The organism is Paenibacillus sp. FSL R5-0713 (genome assembly GCF_037973325.1).
Taxonomy (GTDB): Bacteria; Bacillota; Bacilli; order Paenibacillales; family Paenibacillaceae; genus Paenibacillus.
This window is the reverse complement of sequence record NZ_CP150229.1, coordinates 4,850,056-4,869,094: the sequence shown is the minus strand read 5'-3', so window position 1 is coordinate 4,869,094 and position 19,039 is coordinate 4,850,056. Positions and strand designations below refer to the sequence as shown.

Genomic DNA, 19,039 nt, shown 5'->3' with positions numbered 1-19,039 from the left:
TAGTGAATATACATTAATCTATATCTTACTATAGAGGTGATGTATGGAACATGAAGTTTGAATGAGGTATGCTTCATCCTTGGCATAGGAAAAACCACCCCTGTCCCGCAAGAACGGGAGAGAGGTGGTTGAACAGATCGTGATGACATTAATGGTAAAGTTTTAACTCGGCAATGGACCACCACCACTCGGGAGTGTCCGCGGTCAAAACCATTTTGATGTATCGCGCGGTTTGTTTGGAGAACGTATGTGAAATGACGGGTTCTGTTCCCAGGACTTCCGTAACTCCATTCCAGTGCTCGCCATCATCAGAAGTGAATAACTGGAAACTGCGAGCATAATCGTTACTGCTGCTCCCCGAATCCATGGTCAAGCGGCTGAAGCTCTGCTTGCTTCCCAGATCAATCTGGACCCATTGATCGGCATGTTGACCAGATGAAGAGGTCCAGCGTGAATTCAGATCGTCGTCGAGCATCGCCACAACATCTCCAGAGGTGGAGGCAGTCGCTGTCCATGATGTTCGATCCAGTTCAGCAGGTAGCAGATGATCCAGTTCCCCGGATATCCAGGGTGTCTGATCAGCAGTATAGACCTCTAATTCAGCTACGGACCACCAATGAGAATCAGTACCCGTCTGTACGACCTTAATATAACGTGCTTTATGTGATGCAAAGGGGATAGAAAGCAGCGGATATGATCCTTCACCCGAAGCCAGGGCTTCCCCCCATTGCTCTCCATCCAGGGAAGTAAATACTTCATAACCGCGAGCAAAGTCTTCCCGGCTGTGCGCGCTGTCCAGCACAATCCGATTCACTGGCTGCGAGGCCCCCAGATCAATCTGAATCCATTCGCCGCCTGTTTGAGTCTGACCGGAGGTCCAGCGTGTTTGGTCCGAGCCGTCGAGTATAGCCGCTGCATCGTCTCCGGAAGAAGTGGTCACGGACCAGCCGTCTGGCAGCAACCGCTTTTGTTTGCCCGTTCCATTATGATGAATAAACAACTCGGAGATAGACCACCATTGATCGGAATTCCCGATCTGTACCACCTTCACATAACGTGCCTGCTGTTCAGGGAAGGTGATGGACATGCGTCCAGGCGTGCCTTCGCCGCCTGCAATGGACGTGCCCCAGTGTTCGCCGTCATCCGAGACATAGATCCGATACTGTCTCGGATAGTCGTCTTTCGCATGACCCGGGTCCAATTCTATGGCATCGAAAGAACTCTTTTGGCCAAGATCAATGGTAATCCATTGTCCTTCGATTTGTTTCCTCCCATTGGTCCATAGGGTATTTGAACTTCCGTCCAGCATATTGGCCGTCACATCTGCTCCTTGAGTAGAGGAGGCGGTTACGATCCATGAAGAGCGATCTGGAAGCGATACAGGCTGTGGGAGGTCCGGTGTTGCTTCAAGTTTACCAAATCGGGCAAGCTTGAGTTCAGAGATAGACCACCAGCTGTCCGCAGAGGAAGTCAATACGATCTTGACATAACGGGCGGTTTGCATGCCCAATTCCACGGACAGACTTGGAGATGTTCCAGCGCCCTCTGCGATAGGCTGGGCCCAGTTCTCGTTATCTTTGGATACGTAGATTTCGTACCCGTGAGCATAATCACCGCCGTTGTTGCCGGAGTTCATGAATACCGTATCCATAGACTGTTCGCTTCCCAGATCAATATGCAGCCAATCGCCGGGCTGCTGGATCTGTCCGGATGACCAGCGTGTAGTCAGATCACCGTCGACCATGCGCTCTACCGGCTCTGAACTGGAGGATGCCGTAATGGTCCATTGGCTCCGATCGAGATAGACTACACCCTGAGAGGCATCCGGCTGTTTAACAACGGAATGTTCCAGCGGGTTAACCTTTACTTGCGCTTTGGCATAAACGGTAGCCGAACCCAAAGCGCCATTGGCATTGTAGAAATGCACTGTTTTGACAGTGTCGGACGGATTCCAGATTTGCGCTGTATAGACGCCGTCTTTTTCGTACACGGTTGCTGCCGGATCATCTGCCCAGATTTCCATCGTGCGTGTTCCTGTAGAAGCCATGCTGTGCATGAACCAGTACGCGTTAAAGACTTCATTTTGCTGCATCTCGCTCGTATTCCATTTGGCTAGAGCACCTTGCGGGTCTCCAATGGACTGGAACGGCCAGATAATATGTTGCCATGTGCGCTCCTGCTGACCGCCCAGATCCTTGATGAGACCATTGTAGAGAGCCTTGGTATTCTGCGGATCACGTCCATAATAGGTCATCCATTCCGCTGGCGGCAGCCAGTGAATACCGTAAATGTGCTCGGCTTCATTCGAGAAGTACGTTCCATACAGGTAGGCACTGCCGTACACATGACCTACCGTAGCATGTTGGTAATCCTCCAGCCAGTTATCCCCGTCATAATTAAACCAGTATTGCTCGGCAGCCTTTTCTTCAGTTACGAAACCCCAGATTCCGGTGTCGCGGTAGGCTTTGTTGCCTGTCACCTCACCCCACATATATTGTCCGACCCAACTAAAGAGGGCTTCACCTGCCGCCTCCTGGTTATTCCCGCTGCGATTATCGGCGTAACCACCCGCCCAGGAGTGACCTGCGTACGCATCAAAATTGCGAAGCCTTGGAAACTGATCATCTGTCCGTGAAGGATTGGCATAGTCCCGAATCAGAAGGTCAACCATGTCGCCGTAATCTTGCAAAAATGCTTGGTCATATGTGGCCAGTACAGCCGATGCAAAAACGTAATAGCCGTAGGTAAAATGATGATCTGTCAATCCGGTATTAACACCAAATCCACTACCGTAAGGGAAAATGGTTCCCCACTCATCCGAATAATAAAAATAATACGAGTGCAAAGGTTCATCCGGCGAATAAGTATACCAATCTGTCAAAATGTTTCGAAGCAGGGACAGATAGTGGTCTCGCCTTACCGTATCTCCGATCTGGTCGCTGATGAGTACACCCAGCGCAAGCGGATGAAGCTTTTTCCCTTGCCAGTAAGGATCCTCGCTCATCAGATTGCCTGCCGTATCTGCGTCAAGCTGATCCAGATAGCTGATTAATTGTGCACGCGAGTAGGTCGGATCATCCGGCTCTACAAACTGCGGAATAATGCCATAGAATCGATCCTGTGTCGTAAACGTATTGCCTTCACTTACTTTCATCATGCCGCGAATGGAAGGGTAAGCAAGCTCCGTTAACGGAGTAGTCGCCAGTTTCCATTGGTGCGGGAACAAGGCCATGAGTGTCTCGGAGGAAAAGCCTGCCCGTTTCGTCTGGGTTACCGAGTTGAAGGTAGTCGTTACCAGTGAAGTGCTCTCGTTATAATTGTAGTCCACTTGGGTATCGGTAACAAAGGCGTAGGCGTGCTGGTAATAATAAGGCAGCTCTGCCGCGGACGGCAGGGTAGCCAGTGAAAGATAGTTTTCGCTCTGGCCCAGCTTGATCTTGATCGTATTACCAAGTTTCATAAATACGGTTCCTTCAGGTGCAAAGATCCCGTAATTTCTTTTAAAGGTCTGAGGCTTGGGCGCTCTGTCCTGATTGGTTATTTCAACGCCGATATGATCGGCCGTCAGTGATTCTCCATCCTTCAGAACAATTTCACGGTTCTGATCATCGAAGAGACGTGTGATGTTGGGCGAACGAACAATAATGGTATCTGGGTTATCGAAGGTGTTGTACAGGAAAGGGGAACCCTTCACAAACGTGGTGTTCATTTTGGCCGTTTCGTCATCACTCATGATGATCGTTGCGGAATAATCTCCATATCCCGCCACCTTGGTATTGACCTCCGCCGGATTCATATTGCTGGTGGTCATGATCAGATCCGGTTCCCCGTCAGCGTCCATAGAACCGCCATCAGCCGAAACGTAACCAGCTCCGGGGTTCAGAAGTTGAAGTCCTTGTTTGGTATATCTGCTTTTGAGTGGGAGTGTGACCAGACTGTTGCCATCCCCCAGATCAGATACAAGAATAGACTGCCACCAGTCATTGGAAGGGAGAGGCGCCGTAATATCAGCCGTACGATTTTTCGGATTTTTCGGCTGCAGCATCGTGATGTCATTTACAGCGTAACTGCCGGAACCCATCTGTACGGATGACGGTTCAGGGATATTCGGAATGATATGCACAGGTTTGGCATCACCTTCGATATACTCGTAGACATCAAATGCGTACAGGGAGTATCCGTTGGTTGTTCCTCTGCCAAGTCCGGCCAATTTCACATACCGTGCTTCGGCGTATACCGGAATTTCATCCCGTCCACCGTTGCTGTGCAATTCCCGGTACAATGTAGTCCATTGCTGTGCGTCATTGGATACTTGAATATCATATGCACGTCCGAAAGCGTTTTCCCATTGCAGGGATACGTTCCCGATTTCCCGGATCAGTCCAAGGTCTACAACAATCCATTCCTGATCCTTGTAGATGGAAGACCAGCGTGTATCCGGATTGCCATCCGTTACATTCCGAGCTTCGTAATTCTTTTTTTCCATTTTGGCTTTATCCTCGGCTGAACGGCTAGGCTCATCAATTTCTTCCGAAGACGCTGTAACCGGTTGTCCAAGTGCAAGGTTCATGGCTGCTGGTTTGGGAGGTGGATTTGCTCCGCCCGTCCCGTATACATTGAATTCGTATACAGAGATGCCATAGGCTTGCTGTGCTCTTTGATGGCTGAACAAGCGCACATATCGTGCCTCTGCTGTGACCTCAATTTCGTTCAGGCCGCCTTGCCCCTTTGTTGTGGAGTAAACAGACTGCCAATGGACTTCGTCGTCGGATACTTCCAGATCAAAGCTGGAAGCATACGCATTTTCCCACTCGATGGAGATGCCCGAGATGGAGGCCACCGCGCCTAAGTCAACATAGATCCACTGCGGATCTTGCTGCCATATGCTTTCCCAGCGGGTGTTTTTGTTGCCGTCAACCACATGGTCTGCCGTATTGCCGCCCAGAGATGAGGAACTGTACACCGGCCGGTTCAGGGATAACAGATGATGTTCCTCATCTGCGGCGTGCACTTTTGAGATTGGCCACAGCGGGATGCTGCTAATCAATAACAGAACAGATAACATCAAGTTGATGTAGCTGTGGCGTGTGTTTCCTTTTTGACTCGTTCTTACCTTCATATGACTCTCCTTCTCCTTTGTTAGCCCTTTCCATCTCACCAGATAGAGCTTATCTTTTTCCCTTACTCGCTACCGTATGTATCATTCTGTTCTCCCGTGTTGCATTTGTGAGATGTGAATCCAATGTTCAACACGGGATATTCAGGTGCCCCAATGTGTATATCGATCATTTGGTCTGGAATATAAAGGTTTTTTAATCGTTTTCGTGGAAAAGGAGACATATGTCCTACATAATGTATGGGGAATGTGCAACTGTGAAATCAAGACTCGGGCTGGTTGTTTTCCAATAATACAACGTCTTCGCCCCGCTGCTGTCTGAGAGCAATATTGTCCCTTCCCCAAGTACACATGACATCCACGATGGTATTGGCGGTAACGCCATACTCTGTAAGTCCATATTCCACTTTGGGAGGCATCTGCTGGTAGACATGTCTGGTGACAAGGCCGTCCCGTTCCAGCTCGCGCAATTGTTGAATTAACACTTTTTGCGAAATGCCGGGGATGCTTCGCTCTAATTCGCCCGTTCTCTTTACCCCGGACATCAACAAACAGATGATCAAGGCTTTCCACTTGCCGCCTATAATTTCGAGCGTTGCTTCAATGCCCAGATTGTATTGCTTCATCCTGGTTCACCTCAGTTTAAGTTTTACGTGTTTTATAGGGTGTAACTATTTATTTTCTCACGGTTCTGACACGGAAGTCCATACACACTTTGAGGTAAGTACCTTACTTCATTGTGTGTATTTTCTTTTGACTGGATGTGGCCGATAATGGTCCATATTCAAGTATAGAAACCAACACCCTGGAAGGGAAGAGAGGAACTTATGATGAAAACACTTGTTATTCTGGCACATCCCGATATGAAAAGTTCGAGAGTCAATCGTCGCTGGAAGGAGGAGTTGCTGCAGTATACAGATGATATTGCTCTTCACGAATTATATACGACCTACCCCGATTGGAAGATTGATGTAGCCCGAGAACAAGAGTTGCTGGAGACGCATGATCTTATTGTGTTGCAGTTCCCGTTATATTGGTACAGTTACCCACCGCTGTTGAAAAAATGGTTTGATGATGTGTTCACCCATGGATGGGCGTACGGATCGAAAGGGAATCGATTGAAGGGAAAGCGAATGGGACTGGCGATCTCCATAGGGGATAAACAGGAGAATTATGCGAAAGATGGTTCTATCGGTTACAGCGTTGAGGAACTTGTTGCACCTTTCATAGCAAGCATGAATCATGTAGGGGCTCAGGCGGTGCCACAATATGCAGTCTATGGTGCCTCATTCCAGGCTTCCGATGAAGAGATTAACCGAAGTGCTGAAGGATACATGCGTTATATAAAACAGCACCGGACTTTTTGAATTTAAAAGGTGAATATTCTCATAAGAAATGTATTGAAAAGAACCTGGCTCCACACATGATGGAGCTCCAGGTCCTGATCGATAACTGAATAAAATCACATTTATTCTACGCGGAAATAATCGAAATCTGCATATCCTCCGGTAGACTTCGTTGCATAATTGAATAGTGCAAACCGGTATCCCATAAAGTGTGGCAGTGTGTAAGACATTTGAAGTGTATTGCCAAGTGATATCCAGTTGTTGCCATCCAGACTATAAGCAAAGTAGGCTTTGTCTGTCTGGTTCGTAAAATCACAGATGACGCGGAGATAGATTCTGTTCTGGTTCAATGGTACCGTTGCTACTTCGGTCATGCTGCCGGAACTGGCATTGGCCATAACGATGGATTTGGTGCTGCCCGTCATCTTTACGCCGACAAAGCCGTATCTGGCCTGAAAAGCAGCGAGTCCAGCATAATCACCATCCTTCATGCCTGCTGTATCCAAAGCGGTAATGCCCGTGCTTTTTGGACCAAAGGTTCGTTGTGTCAGTGTGTTGCGGGCTTCCAACAGGTTTTTGCTGATTTTGCCTGCGGTTAGACGCATGAAACCGGGTCGCTGGAGCAGGGACCAATTGGCAGCATCGGGGTTATGATTCCATTGCCAGTATGGAGCCAGACTGGATGTGCCGGTAGATGAATTGCTTGTCAGTGAGACGTCATCTACATAAAATGCCATCAGATCATTGGTCGGGTCCGGATTCGAGTTATACGGTGTTTCCACAAAAATAAAGCTTTGGGACAGGTCTGCGTTCGATGGAACAGTATACGTACCCTGAAGGGTGCCCCATTGTCCGCGGGTTAGCGTTGCACTGCCCATAATGCTAATTCCGGTATAACTTGCACCGTTCTGGATGCTAAGATTGAACGTTTTGGTTGCGGGACCAGCGGTGTATTTGATCTTAGCCGAAAAAGAGTACGTTTCCCCTGGTAACAGCTTACCTGTAACCATCTGTTTGGCACCGCCTGCTGTCTGCTGTCTGCCGCTGACGAGCAGGCTTTTGGTACCGCTAAACGCTTCGGCATTCGTTAAGCTGATGGTTGCTGTATTGTTGCTGGTCCACGGCTGAATGGTGCTGTCCTCAAAGCCGCCGTTCACTAACAGTTGCGTTACTGAGGGTGTACCTGATGTGGTTGCGTTGAACTCATCCGACCCGTAGATTTTGGCAGCAGGCTGACCTTCAACGGGCATATTCATGTTAAGAGGAACCTTACCGTTCACCCCAAACACAGGCCAGTTATCCGACCATGTCACCGGCACCAGATAGGGAATGCGTCCAACAGCCCCGCTATCTCTGAACAGCAAGCCGTACCATGCACCGGATGCGGTATCCACGATGCCTCCTTGGGCAATGCCCGAGTCTCGTAGTACAACTTTACCTGTGTATGGCCCTGTCAATGTGTTTGCACGATAGGAAAGCTGAATGCGACCATCACCCGAAGGCCAGGCAATCAGGAATACATAGTACATGCCGTTGATCTTCTGAATATGTGCTCCTTCTGCCTTTACAATCATGTTAGAACCAGCTATACTGCTCGCGTTTGGAATCAGAACCTGATTCAGCCCTCCGGCCTTGACGGCCTTCGCATCAGGTGTCAGCTCAATGATACTGATGTTATCACTGCCATGAACAAGAAAGGTTCGATTCCCGTCAAACAAGAGGGAGGGGTCATGGTAATAACTGTTCAGTGTGTAAGGTGTCCATGGGCCTGTTTCGATATTGCTGGTCTGATAAATATATGTCTTGCCCGTGGAAAGTGAGCCAAAAGCCACATAATATATCCCATTGTTGTACCGCAAGCTGCTTGCCCAGGAACCGCGCCCATACTCGTTTTGTCCGTTGTTCAGATTTTGTATATCCCCGTTTCCAAGCGTATCATACACATAGTTTACGATGCTCCAGTTGACCAGATCATAAGACTTCATCACAGGTACACCCGGATTCATATGCATCGTTGTGCTGGTCATATAGAAGGCATTGCCCACCCGGATGACATCACTGTCAGGAACATCCGCATAAATGACCGGATTGCTGAACGTTGATGCGGAAGCGGTAGGACTTGTCGTTGACAGCGATGCCACAAGTAACGGAAGAGAGAGCAGAAGCGTACAGATTTTTTTCCACATAACTTGTCCTCCCAAGTCTATCTTGACCTTTGTGTTATTGTGAGTGTTCAAGATAATCAATATAAGCATCCCACGTGCCATTATCCGTTGTTACGACCAGCTTGACTTCCTGATTGCCTGTAGCATGTGTGATGTTCGACAGGGTCTGTACGGTCGGTTGTGTACCGGTAAAGTAGAATGAACCCGCCGTTACACCCCCGATGACAAGATCCACACGTGCCGTCTCATTGTTGTTGGAAGCACCGCGGACAGAGAAATGATGGGTTGGGAAAGCATAATATTGATTGTACGCTGCATAATCATTGTTGGCGTAGAGTGCTACTCCATTAAAAGGGGAGCTGATCACACCGGCATATTGACCGCCAAGTGTCATGCTTTCCGTTTCGATGCGACTAACGGACGGGTTAGGATTGGGGTTGGGGTTGCCACCCGAACCGGATGTAAACTGCCAGTAATCCAGTTTGAACAGGTTTCCATTACCTGAGCCTGTAAACACCAGATACAAACGATGTACGCCCGTAGCGTTGGTTACATTGGTCTCCATCTCGCGCCACGTTTGCGCACCGCCGGTTGAGCTTACATTAAGTGTTCCAACCAGAGGACCTGTCGGACTGTCCAGTCGTACCTCGATGTTGCCATTTCCGGTAGAAGCGACATTAGCCTTGAATTTGGAGGCTCCAGCTGATCCAAAATCCACATTGCCGACCGCGATCCAATCTCCATTATGAATATTAGTGACATTCTGATTGGCTACAGGTCCACCGCTCGCTTGACTCGGCTCGGTGTTAATGCCTGCTTGCCAGCCAATGGTTTCCGCTTCCACCCGGACATACGGGTTGAGGTTGGTCGTTTGGGATACACCAGTCATGTTACCCTGCACTTCCTGGATGGTGCCATCCGCGTTGTGGGTCAGCTTGTTAATGTGGGTGGAACGGTACCCTTTGCCATCCCCGAGGAATGCCTTACTTACTGTTTGTGCATGGTATGCCACATACCATTCGTTGTTGAACTGGAATACGGCATGGTGGTTATTGCCGCCTACACCGAAGAACGTACCGGGATTTTTCAGAAAGTGGCCTTTATACGTAAAAGGGCCCATTGGGCTGTCGCTGACCATGTATCCGATCTCACCTTTTGGATATGCAGCGGGATGTGTTCCCGCGAAGTTGATGCAGTAGGAGTAGTAATATTTGCCGTTATACTTATGAATACCGGAATCTTCGAACATATAAGGAGAATCAATCGTAACGGCACTGCCCACCACGCTGATCATGTCGGCACCGAGACGAATGACCCGAGCTGTTTTGGGATTGGCAATGGAAGCAGCATTGGTATCGTTCGGAATACCCCCTCCAGCATACAGGTAAGCAGAGCCATCATCATCGACAAGTACAGCCGGATCAAAGAGCCAGGTTACACCTGACATACCTGGTGTTCCGTGCGTCAAGAGGGCACGTCCGATTGGGTCGGACCAAGGACCGATGGGGGAATCCGCTGTGAGTACCCCAATACCTCCGCCCGAGTTGGCAAAATACAGGAAAAATTTCTCTTTGCCAGCAATAGTTTTCTTCGCCATGGCAGGAGCCCAGGATTGGGTAGCCCATTTGGCAATACCTTGTCCATTATTGGCATTATTCGCACCCGCTACAGGGATGGAACCATGGTCTGTCCAGTTCACCATGTCAGCTGAAGAGATGACGTTAATTTTCCCGATGGTGCTGTACTGGTTCTCTCTGACAGAGCCGTCACTGTTGTACAGATATGCATCACCTGTCATGTAGACATAGACGCGATTGTTATGGACGAGCACATAAGGGTCAGCTCCAAGTTTGTGATCGATGAGAGGATTGGAATTTCCAGGAATTTTGGCTACAGCTGCATTGGCTGCATGGCTTGATTCAACGGGTAGGGTGACAAAGATTAGCAGACACGCCAACAATAAAACTAGCGGTTTACGGATCATACATTTCGCCTCCATGAGATTGGATTAGTGGTGATCGAAAGTTAGAATAGCAGAGATGATGAAATGCTGAAAAAATGAAGAGATGTCCCTCATGTCACCCCCTTTTTGAATAGTTGTTAGGTTATGTCATGCTGTTATATATGGTTTAAGCCAAGCGACCTGTACACCGTGTGCGTGGTCACGGGGATAAGGGAATGGCTATAACCCAAAGTAAGCCTGCATCTGTGTGTGGGATTAGAAGTGCTATAATCTGTCAGGTTTCTTTTTGTAATCGCTTTCAATAAAATGGGTTAGAACTGGAATTTGGCGAAAAAAGAGATTTGACCACATCTAAATGTAATTATTTTTCATATTTTCTTTTAAATGTTTATTAACTTGACGATATCATATCACAATTTTAAGATATTACAATCTTTTTCTATGTTGAAGTAGAGGATGAAGAAGAACATTACTCTCTCGCTAGAATTAAAACGGATGGATCAGCTTTAAATGAGTTCATAATCTCATGAAATAAACACAGATATATAGACACGTCTTAAGCAGCGGCCGTTTCCCTGTCAATGAATGGGGAGTCGGTCGTTTTTTTGCTGGAATCGAGTTGGGTTATCAGACCAAAGACTCGCCCACTCGTTGCTCGACTTTTACGAGTATCAATCGTTTGCTGTTGTGCCTGTTCATTCATTGCATAGAATCACGGGGTGTACAGGGGTGTTGTTTATTGACAATGGTGAACTTGCCCCCTGTGTTTTGTCCACACCGTTGGTTTTGTTCTTGAATATTACTATCAAGTGAGCTTATGCCAAAACCTGCTAGAGTACGAGGTTCATAAAAAGGTGGGATGGGGAAAAATGTCTATTTTATCAACAGGTCCGATAGAAAACAACCCGGTTTCTGGACTTAGACCGACACAACGGGTAACGATTCGATTGGTAAGTCAGACTGATGTGGATTCTGTAACAGTATCCATTCAGGGTTATGTGCTAAGCACAATCAGAACACTGTATGTAAGTGAAGTGATTAGTGTAGCCCCTAACGAAGCAGTGACGAGAGATTATTTTGCAGATTTAGATGCGTTTGAGTTTGTTTTTGGAACGGATGTGGCAGGTGTGGAGGAAGTGGGGATTTCCGTGTGGGGCAAACAAGCTTCCGGACAATTGGTTGATGCACACCGGGTGGTGGAGCACGAGGAAACAGTTCAAAACACTTAGGAAAAAAGATATCCCAATCCCATGAAGAGGAGATGTAGCGATGAGCTTTTTATCAACAGGGCCGATAGAAAATAATGCGGTTAGTGGTGTAAGACCGACTCAGACAGTTACAGTCAAGATCGATAACCGCAGTAATGTGGCTACCTCAACCATACAAATACAAGGGTATTACATGAGTGGTGGAATGAGAGTTCTGTATATCAGTGAGACTTTTGACCTTGCACCCAATCAGGTAATAACTAACAACTACTTTGCCAATCTGGATGCCTTCGAGTTTACTTTTACAACAACAGCGACGATTAATGATCCTGTTCAAGTATCCGTATGGGGTAAGAGCAGCACAGGCTCTTTGGTAACAGCCCACCGTTTGGTTTCTTCCGAATTGCTAGGCGAAATCCCAAGCATAACTGGGGCCACAGGAGCAACAGGAGCAACGGGCACCGCAGGTACGACTGGAGCAACAGGAGCAACGGGCACCGCAGGTACGACTGGAGCAACAGGAGCGACAGGCACCGCAGGTACAACCGGAGCTACTGGAGCGACAGGTACAGCAGGTACAACTGGAGCAACAGGAGCAACGGGCACCGCAGGTACAACCGGAGTAACAGGAGCGACAGGCACCGTAGGTGTAACCGGAGCCACAGGAGCAACAGGTACAGCAGGCGTAACCGGAGCTACTGGAGCGACAGGCACCGCAGGTACGACTGGAGCAACAGGAGCAACAGGCACCGCAGGTACGACTGGAGTTACTGGAGCGACAGGCACCGCAGGTACAACCGGAGTAACGGGAGCAACGGGCACCGCAGGTACAACTGGAGCAACAGGAGCAACGGGCACAGCAGGTGCAACCGGGGCTACTGGAGCGACAGGCACAGCAGGTACGACCGGAGCTACTGGAGCGACAGGTACCGCAGGTGTAACCGGAGCTACTGGAGCGACAGGTTCTGGAGCAATTATTCCTTATGCATCAGGACTTCCGGTTGCGTTGACTACGGTATTGGGCGGCCTTCTGAATACCTCCAGTTTAGTAGGTTTTGGCAACAGTACTACAGGCATCAGTGTTAGTGGCGGAGTTATTGATCTCACAGGCGCTGCTGGAACTTTGCTTAACTTCGCTTTCTCCGCATCACGTACAGGAACGATTACTTCACTGGCTGCATATTTCAGCACGACAGCCGGACTGAGCTTGGTTGGATCTACAGTAACCATAACTGCACAATTATTCCGCTCCACTACACCGAATAACTCCTTTACAGCTGTACCTGGTGCATTGGTCACTTTGGCTCCCCCACTCACCGGAATTCTGGCACTGGGCACAATATCCAGCGGATTGACTACAGGACTGAGCATTCCGGTGGCCGCAGGTGACCGCCTGCTGATGGTCTTCTCGGCATCAGTAACAGCCGGTCTTGATGTAGCTACAACCGTGGCCGGATATGCAAGCGGCGGTCTGACCATCACTTAACGGAAAATTATATATCAAGTTGTTAGACAGGGGCCCTTGCCAGTATGGCGAGAGGTCCCTGTTTATATGTGAGCACATCGGTAACAGGATAGCTATAAAATGCTATCATAGATTATTATGACCGCTTTTTAGGACAGGTTGAAAACAGTCCTTCACTCTTAACCTACCCCAAGGATACGTATATAAAATTGGGTTGGGTGGGAGAACAGATAAGTCTGATGAGCGCCGTGTTCATAGTCTTCCAAAGGTTACGATTAATGCCAGAACCATAAAAAGGATATTCACGCCAAGCTCCCGATACTCACTGCGCCGAATATGAAACAACATCCCAAGAAATGCGACCGCTGCCAGAGTCATTGCGGCGATCGGCGTAAGCAGCGGAGCTATGTTCAGCGCCCACGGCAAAACGAGGCCCAGCGCTCCGAGCAGCTCCGCGATTCCGATCAGCACAACCAGACTTTTTGGCACATCATCGACCCAGGCCCACATCTTTCTTGATGACTCGATACGAATGGTTTTCATCCATCCCGAATATACGAAACCTGCCGCTAATATGATTTGTACGATCCATAACGTTATATCCATCGTTTCTTTACCCCTCACTTGTTCAATTTTGATGTCTGCCTCTATACTAAAGTGAGAAAGTCCAATCAGGAAGTAGGCACTTAAACCTAACCAGGTAACCAAAAGTATACCCTCGTATGACTAGAAAGTGAGGAATGCAGATGACGGTGTATTGCAAATTTGGAACGGCGCTGGATATTCTTACGGGCAAATGGAAATCTTTAATTCTTCTACGCCTGCTAAGCAATAGCACAATGCGGTTCAGCGAATTACAAAAAGCCATTCCCGATATTTCGAAAAAGATGTTAGCCCAGCAGTTGAAAGAACTGGAGTATCATGATATTGTGCATCGCGAAGTGTATGCGCAGGTTCCTCCAAAGGTTGAATACTCGATTACGGAGTATGGACAGCTCATGAAACCTGTGCTTCAGACAATGAGCGACTGGGGAGTAGGACATATGCAGCATATGGATAAGCTCTACGGTAAAGGAGCCGAGGCAGGGGCAAACGAATCCGATCTTCAAAAAGTCGATTCCTTGCAGTAAACGTCTCGGTTCCATACAAATCACACGCCAAAAAGCCCGCAAAGATTGCGGGCTTTTTCTTTCCAGTCAATCATCTATCTGTGAATCTCGCCAGCAGATTTGGCACCTTGATTCTCAAGCCAAGGGATCAGTTCAACCCATCTATGTCGTTTGGCTGTGTCCAGTGGAGTCATTCCATCCCAGGTGGCTATCCAGTTCAGTTCGGCGCCTCGGTTAAGCAAGTATTCGGCTGTTTCTCTACGACCTCCATGGCAAGCACACCAGAAGGCAACGGTTACTACATCGGGTGGGGAAGAGGAGGTGCTTGCTCCCCAAGGATAACGTTCCGAGAGTTGGACGCCTTTGAAATGATCTTGTATGGCGTGAATATTTCCAAGGGCTGCCGCATGCCAAAGGGCAAAGGTCGCCCCGCGCTCAACCAAGCGTAGTGCTGCATCCCATTGCGCGAATGCAATAGCATCGTCCAGCGGTGTACCACCGGCGATCACCGCGCCAGGCGCTTCAATGTCTGCGCCAGCATCCAGAAGGGCATCGAGCACTTGAACGTCATTGGAGCTTGCAGCCCAATGCAAAGGTGTCTCGATATGTGGACCGACAAAAGGAGCATTCAAGTTCGCTCCAAACTTGGTCAATAATCGCACCGTATCCGCTCCATGAGGGAAGTGCCCCGGCCAATCCGTAACCACGTGCAGCAGCGTTCGAGAGATACTAGAATCCGAGTCTATGTTGTTAGGCTTTCTTTCCAAGATTCTTATATTTTCCAATCCCGGATTCTCTGCCAGCAGTTGCTGTAACGATGGGATATCTCCAGTATGAATGGCCTGAATAACGCTCACGGCAAGTCGTTCATCTTCGTAAATAAATTCCATCCTCAAATCTCCTTCCAGAGTTATATCCATATTCCTGTGTATGGTTCTTATCACATAAGCATCTGAACTGCGCATCTGGCATGATACTCCGCGAGACCTCTAGCGAATTGCTGATCGGGGAACTGTCTATGAAGCAGTTTCAGTCCTCCTGATATCAGGGACAAATGATGGCAAAATCGGTAAAATGTCATCCGCTCCGGGTCGAGATCGTTATTTTTCAAGTGCTGATAAAAGTCTCCAAATCGAAACTCCAGAAAACTATGCTCATGTTCGAGATCGAAGAATCCTGCGCCCTCAATATCAATAAGACATGGTTGCATCGCAGAATCTATCCATATATGATCCGGACCTAGCTCTCCATGAATGAAACTATAGAGGTCTCTGGGCTGAATTGCTGCTTCCAATTCGGATAGTTTCTCAAGCAGCCTTTCTTCATTTTTTCTAATATCGGTCATGTGCCTGGATGCATAGGATAAGGCTGTTTCCGCATCGAACCGCTTGACTTTGTAGCAAGGCTCAGCCTTTTTTTGGTTATCGTTGGCGTTTCCATAAACGTTTCTTTGAATGTTATGCATATGAGTCAACATATCCCTGATCCGTTGAAACAACGCATCCCGATCTTTGGGATTGTTATGCTGGAAATAGGCTTCGGCCTTCTGTCCATCCACATACTCAACAAGAGCAAAATCATAACCGTACCGGTCTCTATCGTTATTCAGATCATACAAGGCTGGCGTTCGAATTCCATGTTGAGCGAGAAAGCGAGTGTTCAAAGAAAAAAGTTCGCTGCCATAGGCACTATGGAACGTGGGTTCATTCAAGATCTCTTCCTGAAAATAGTTGCTGGAAATATCCCAAACGTACAACAGGCAAGTGAACCCATTCTTGAAGTCCATTTTGTAAATGACTTTTTGTGCGCCTCCATGAACTCTTGCACACTGCGTCAAGTGGTAACCGGTACCAAATACATTGTACACATAATCCTGTAATTCTTCATGAGTAAGATGGTTGTTGGACATCATTGATTTATACTCCGTTTCATCTGTAGTTGCCGGCCAGCAATCTAAATATATAGAACATTTTTCCAAAAATATAGACTGTTTCTTTTCGATCTGTTAAAGTGTTGCTTAAGGTCTGTATATTCATATTTCATATGTATATCAAAGCAAGGGGCAGGGCACTCATGTTCATGAGTAACCCGGCCCCTATTTTGCATGCAAGTTAACACTGTATTGACATCAACTTAGACACTTCGAATGTAACCACTGATTCTATACACTAAGTCCACCATCTACAGGCAAAACGACCCCGGTAACAAAAGAGGAATAATCACTAAGCAACCAAGCAGCTGCATTAGCGATCTCAGCAGGTTCAGCCGGACGCCTGAGAGGTGTCTTAGCACTAATTTGTTCAACAATGTCAGGGTTAATAGAAACCCATTGCTGAATCATATCCGTCATTGTGGTTCCCGGAGCAATGGCATTAACACGGATACCTGCTGGCCCGTATTCGACCGCAGCCGTTTGAGTTAGACTGTTTACCGCTCGTTTAGATGCCCCGTAAGCTCCCAATCCCGGATTCCCCTTTAGACTACCCACGCTGCTGGTGTTAACGATAGAACCTGACCCTGAAGTCTGCATCATAGCTTTAATCTGGGCTTTCATGCATAGCCAGACTCCTTTATAATTTACGGACTGAATCAGGTCGAAATCTTCTTCTCTTTCATCCACCAGCGATGATACCGTGACTCCGATGCCTGCATTATTAAAAGCAGCATCCAGACGGCCATATCGTTCCACTGTAGCCTTAACAGCTTCTTCAACGTTGTTTACATCTGACAGATCGGCTGTAAAATATGCTGCATCGCCGCCCGATGTCACAATTTCATCCCTGACTTTGCGCAACTCAGTCTCTGTTCTTGCGACGAGCATCACAGAAGCTCCTTGTTGTGCAAACAGCCTTGCTGCCTCAGCTCCAATGCCTCGCCCCGCACCTGTAATCATCACGATCTTGCTCGCCAACATTTGTCCTGTAACGGTTGTCATATTCATTCTCCTTGCCTGGTATTGTTGATCTCATCAACTGGCTTAAGTATACTTTGACTATTAAATGGTCACGAGAACCTGCTTGATGGTGGGTTTACGAGTGATAGGATAAGGGGGAGCTTTTACTTGAACGACAGTGAGCGCCGGTTAGCGCTAGGTAATTTCTTAAGAGATTTACGCTCCTCTCTATCTCCCCTTGATGTCGGCCTTTTGCCTGGGAATCGTCGTCGAACACGAGGTTTGCGGCGAGAGGAAGTCGCCGGGATCGCGAACATAGGACTATCATGGTATACACGCCTTGAGCAAGGTCGTGATATCCGTCCATCGGTAGGTGTGCTGGAAAGCTTGGCTTCGGCGCTCAAGCTGACACCCAATGAGCGCAGACATCTCTTTCTGCTTGCTGGAGAATCACTGCCTCCTCAATCGACTATTATGGAAGACAAAATCAGCCCATCCATTCAGGACATGCTGAATGAATTGAATCCGAATCCGGCCTATGTCATCGGGAAAAAGTGGGATTTTCTTGCTTGGAATAAAGCGGCAGATGCCGTATTTACGATTAATAGGATATCACCTCCGCATGATTATAATTTGATATGGCGCCAATTTACGGATGATGTGTGGAAAGAGGGATCGGAGGATTGGGAGAGTGTCTCGCAGAGAATGATTGCCGAGTTTAGAACGTCAAGAGCACGCTATCTTAACGATGATTCATTCGACAAGCTAATCGAAGATTTGAAGAGGACAAGTGCTGATTTTACGAGGATGTGGCAGTATCACGAGGTGCCAAGCTCCCTTGACGGTTACAAGAAGCTTGTGCACCCCACTTTTGGAGTTGTTGAGTTTGAGCATGTTACCCTACAATTTCCCAATGAACCAGATCAGCGAATCATGATTTATATGCCTCATCCAGAAACAAAATCTCGTTTAGAGCATTACTTCACGCACGAGTAGACAACCGTAAAGATTTAAAAGCACTTCATTTGGAAAGGATACATCACTCTTTGAACTATTATTTTCTGGAATCTCAATATCCACGTAGAGGGTTTATTAGTGGTGGAACGATTTTCACTCCTCAATTAGAGATGAATTATGTGGCGGTAGAGAATCCGTTGCCAGAGGGGACAATCGCAGAGGTTGAATTATTGTCTTCGGTGCGCAATCTGAATGTAGATTATTTTGAGACGATTACAGGAACGAGACATGTATCAGATCGTTTTAAAAAGCTGTTGGAGGAAGCCAATACAAACGCACAGTTTATTCCGACAACGGTATGTTATCACAACGGTCGTATGGTGGAAGAAACCTATTGGACTGCACATCAGCTAGATCGTTTGGATGTTTTCGATTATGAACGTTCCGAATATGGGCGCAAAGCAGTCATTGCTGCATCTGTAGAACAGCCTCCACGTAAGATCGTCAAAGTTGTATCTCAAATCTGCCTTCATGAAGAGCGAATTGGTGAGCATGAATTTTTTATGCTGGATTATATCCATATCTTCAAACCCATTGTTTCAAAAGGTTTTTACGAAGTATGCCGAAAACATAAGTTGAATCTAAACGTTACAGAAGTCGGAGAGGTAAGCTCCTGAAATGCATGGACATCAATGCATAGAAAGCACAAAGAAGCCCGCGTTAGACGCGGGTTCTTAATCTTTATTTTTCCCCGGTAGCCCCCGGATTCTCCTCATAACTTATTCAGCCGCTCCTGCTGCAGATTGGATTCTGCTGG

The 19,039-nt window shown here is 47.7% G+C and carries 14 protein-coding genes; 6 read left to right on the top strand and 8 right to left on the bottom strand.

Translation table 11 applies throughout. The annotated features are described in order from the left end of the window. Positions 1-148 precede the first annotated feature (148 nt). Positions 149-5,119, bottom strand: coding sequence for a discoidin domain-containing protein (locus MKZ12_RS21705; RefSeq protein ID WP_339256606.1), 4,971 nt, complete (start codon positions 5,117-5,119; stop codon positions 149-151). 260 nt (positions 5,120-5,379) lie between these two features. Then, on the bottom strand, positions 5,380-5,742 hold the full coding sequence (locus tag MKZ12_RS21700; protein ID WP_091013671.1) for a helix-turn-helix domain-containing protein: 363 nt from the start codon (positions 5,740-5,742) through the stop codon (positions 5,380-5,382). A gap of 204 nt (positions 5,743-5,946) precedes the next feature. Here MKZ12_RS21700 and MKZ12_RS21695 point away from each other — a divergent pair, with 204 nt between their 5' ends. Further along, positions 5,947-6,483: an NAD(P)H-dependent oxidoreductase gene (locus MKZ12_RS21695; protein WP_339261484.1), complete on the top strand. Its 537-nt coding sequence runs from the start codon at positions 5,947-5,949 to the stop codon at positions 6,481-6,483. Between the two features lie 101 nt (positions 6,484-6,584). On the opposite strand, the gene MKZ12_RS21690 is transcribed toward MKZ12_RS21695, so the two are convergent. Both MKZ12_RS21690 and MKZ12_RS21685 read right to left on the bottom strand, forming a co-directional pair. Next, positions 6,585-8,648, bottom strand: a complete 2,064-nt coding sequence (locus tag MKZ12_RS21690) for a family 43 glycosylhydrolase (RefSeq protein ID WP_339256604.1) — start codon at positions 8,646-8,648, stop codon at positions 6,585-6,587. A 34-nt stretch (positions 8,649-8,682) separates the two neighbouring features. Next, a complete protein-coding gene (locus MKZ12_RS21685) occupies positions 8,683-10,611 on the bottom strand; it encodes a carbohydrate-binding protein (RefSeq protein WP_339256602.1) in 1,929 nt (642 codons plus the stop codon). A gap of 848 nt (positions 10,612-11,459) precedes the next feature. Here MKZ12_RS21685 and MKZ12_RS21680 point away from each other — a divergent pair. Both MKZ12_RS21680 and MKZ12_RS21675 read left to right on the top strand, forming a co-directional pair. Next, positions 11,460-11,819, top strand: a complete 360-nt coding sequence (locus tag MKZ12_RS21680; protein ID WP_339256600.1) for a hypothetical protein — start codon at positions 11,460-11,462, stop codon at positions 11,817-11,819. Positions 11,820-11,859: 40 nt separating this feature from the next. Then, complete coding sequence (locus tag MKZ12_RS21675; RefSeq protein WP_339256598.1) at positions 11,860-13,284, top strand: exosporium glycoprotein BclB-related protein; 1,425 nt, start codon at positions 11,860-11,862, stop codon at positions 13,282-13,284. 231 nt (positions 13,285-13,515) lie between these two features. Here MKZ12_RS21675 and MKZ12_RS21670 read toward each other — a convergent pair whose 3' ends face one another. Continuing rightward, positions 13,516-13,971 carry a DoxX family protein gene (locus MKZ12_RS21670; protein ID WP_339256596.1) on the bottom strand — a complete coding sequence of 152 codons (456 nt, stop codon included), beginning with the start codon at positions 13,969-13,971 and terminating at the stop codon, positions 13,516-13,518. Between the two features lie 38 nt (positions 13,972-14,009). Between MKZ12_RS21670 and MKZ12_RS21665 the strand changes: the two genes are divergently transcribed. After that, on the top strand, positions 14,010-14,393 hold the full coding sequence (locus MKZ12_RS21665) for a helix-turn-helix domain-containing protein (protein ID WP_339236375.1): 384 nt from the start codon (positions 14,010-14,012) through the stop codon (positions 14,391-14,393). Positions 14,394-14,467: 74 nt separating this feature from the next. Here the strand turns inward: MKZ12_RS21665 and MKZ12_RS21660 are convergent, their stop codons facing one another. The 3 genes from MKZ12_RS21660 to MKZ12_RS21650 all read right to left on the bottom strand — a co-directional run bounded on the left by MKZ12_RS21660 (position 14,468) and on the right by MKZ12_RS21650 (position 17,307). Then, positions 14,468-15,262 (bottom strand): ankyrin repeat domain-containing protein, encoded by a 795-nt coding sequence (locus MKZ12_RS21660; protein WP_339236374.1) that lies wholly within the window; start codon positions 15,260-15,262, stop codon positions 14,468-14,470. Between the two features lie 50 nt (positions 15,263-15,312). Further along, entirely contained in the window at positions 15,313-16,284 is a 972-nt protein-coding gene (locus MKZ12_RS21655) for an aminoglycoside phosphotransferase family protein (RefSeq protein WP_339256594.1), read from the bottom strand. A gap of 249 nt (positions 16,285-16,533) precedes the next feature. Next, positions 16,534-17,307 (bottom strand): SDR family NAD(P)-dependent oxidoreductase, encoded by a 774-nt coding sequence (locus MKZ12_RS21650; RefSeq protein ID WP_339256592.1) that lies wholly within the window; start codon positions 17,305-17,307, stop codon positions 16,534-16,536. 126 nt (positions 17,308-17,433) lie between these two features. On the opposite strand from MKZ12_RS21650, the gene MKZ12_RS21645 reads away from it, so the two are divergent. Beyond that, the gene (locus MKZ12_RS21645) at positions 17,434-18,261 is read left to right on the top strand and encodes a helix-turn-helix transcriptional regulator (RefSeq protein ID WP_339256590.1); all 828 of its coding nucleotides are present in this window, start codon (positions 17,434-17,436) and stop codon (positions 18,259-18,261) included. A gap of 50 nt (positions 18,262-18,311) precedes the next feature. Further along, positions 18,312-18,899 (top strand): DUF1629 domain-containing protein, encoded by a 588-nt coding sequence (locus tag MKZ12_RS21640; protein ID WP_339256588.1) that lies wholly within the window; start codon positions 18,312-18,314, stop codon positions 18,897-18,899. Positions 18,900-19,039 lie beyond the last annotated feature (140 nt).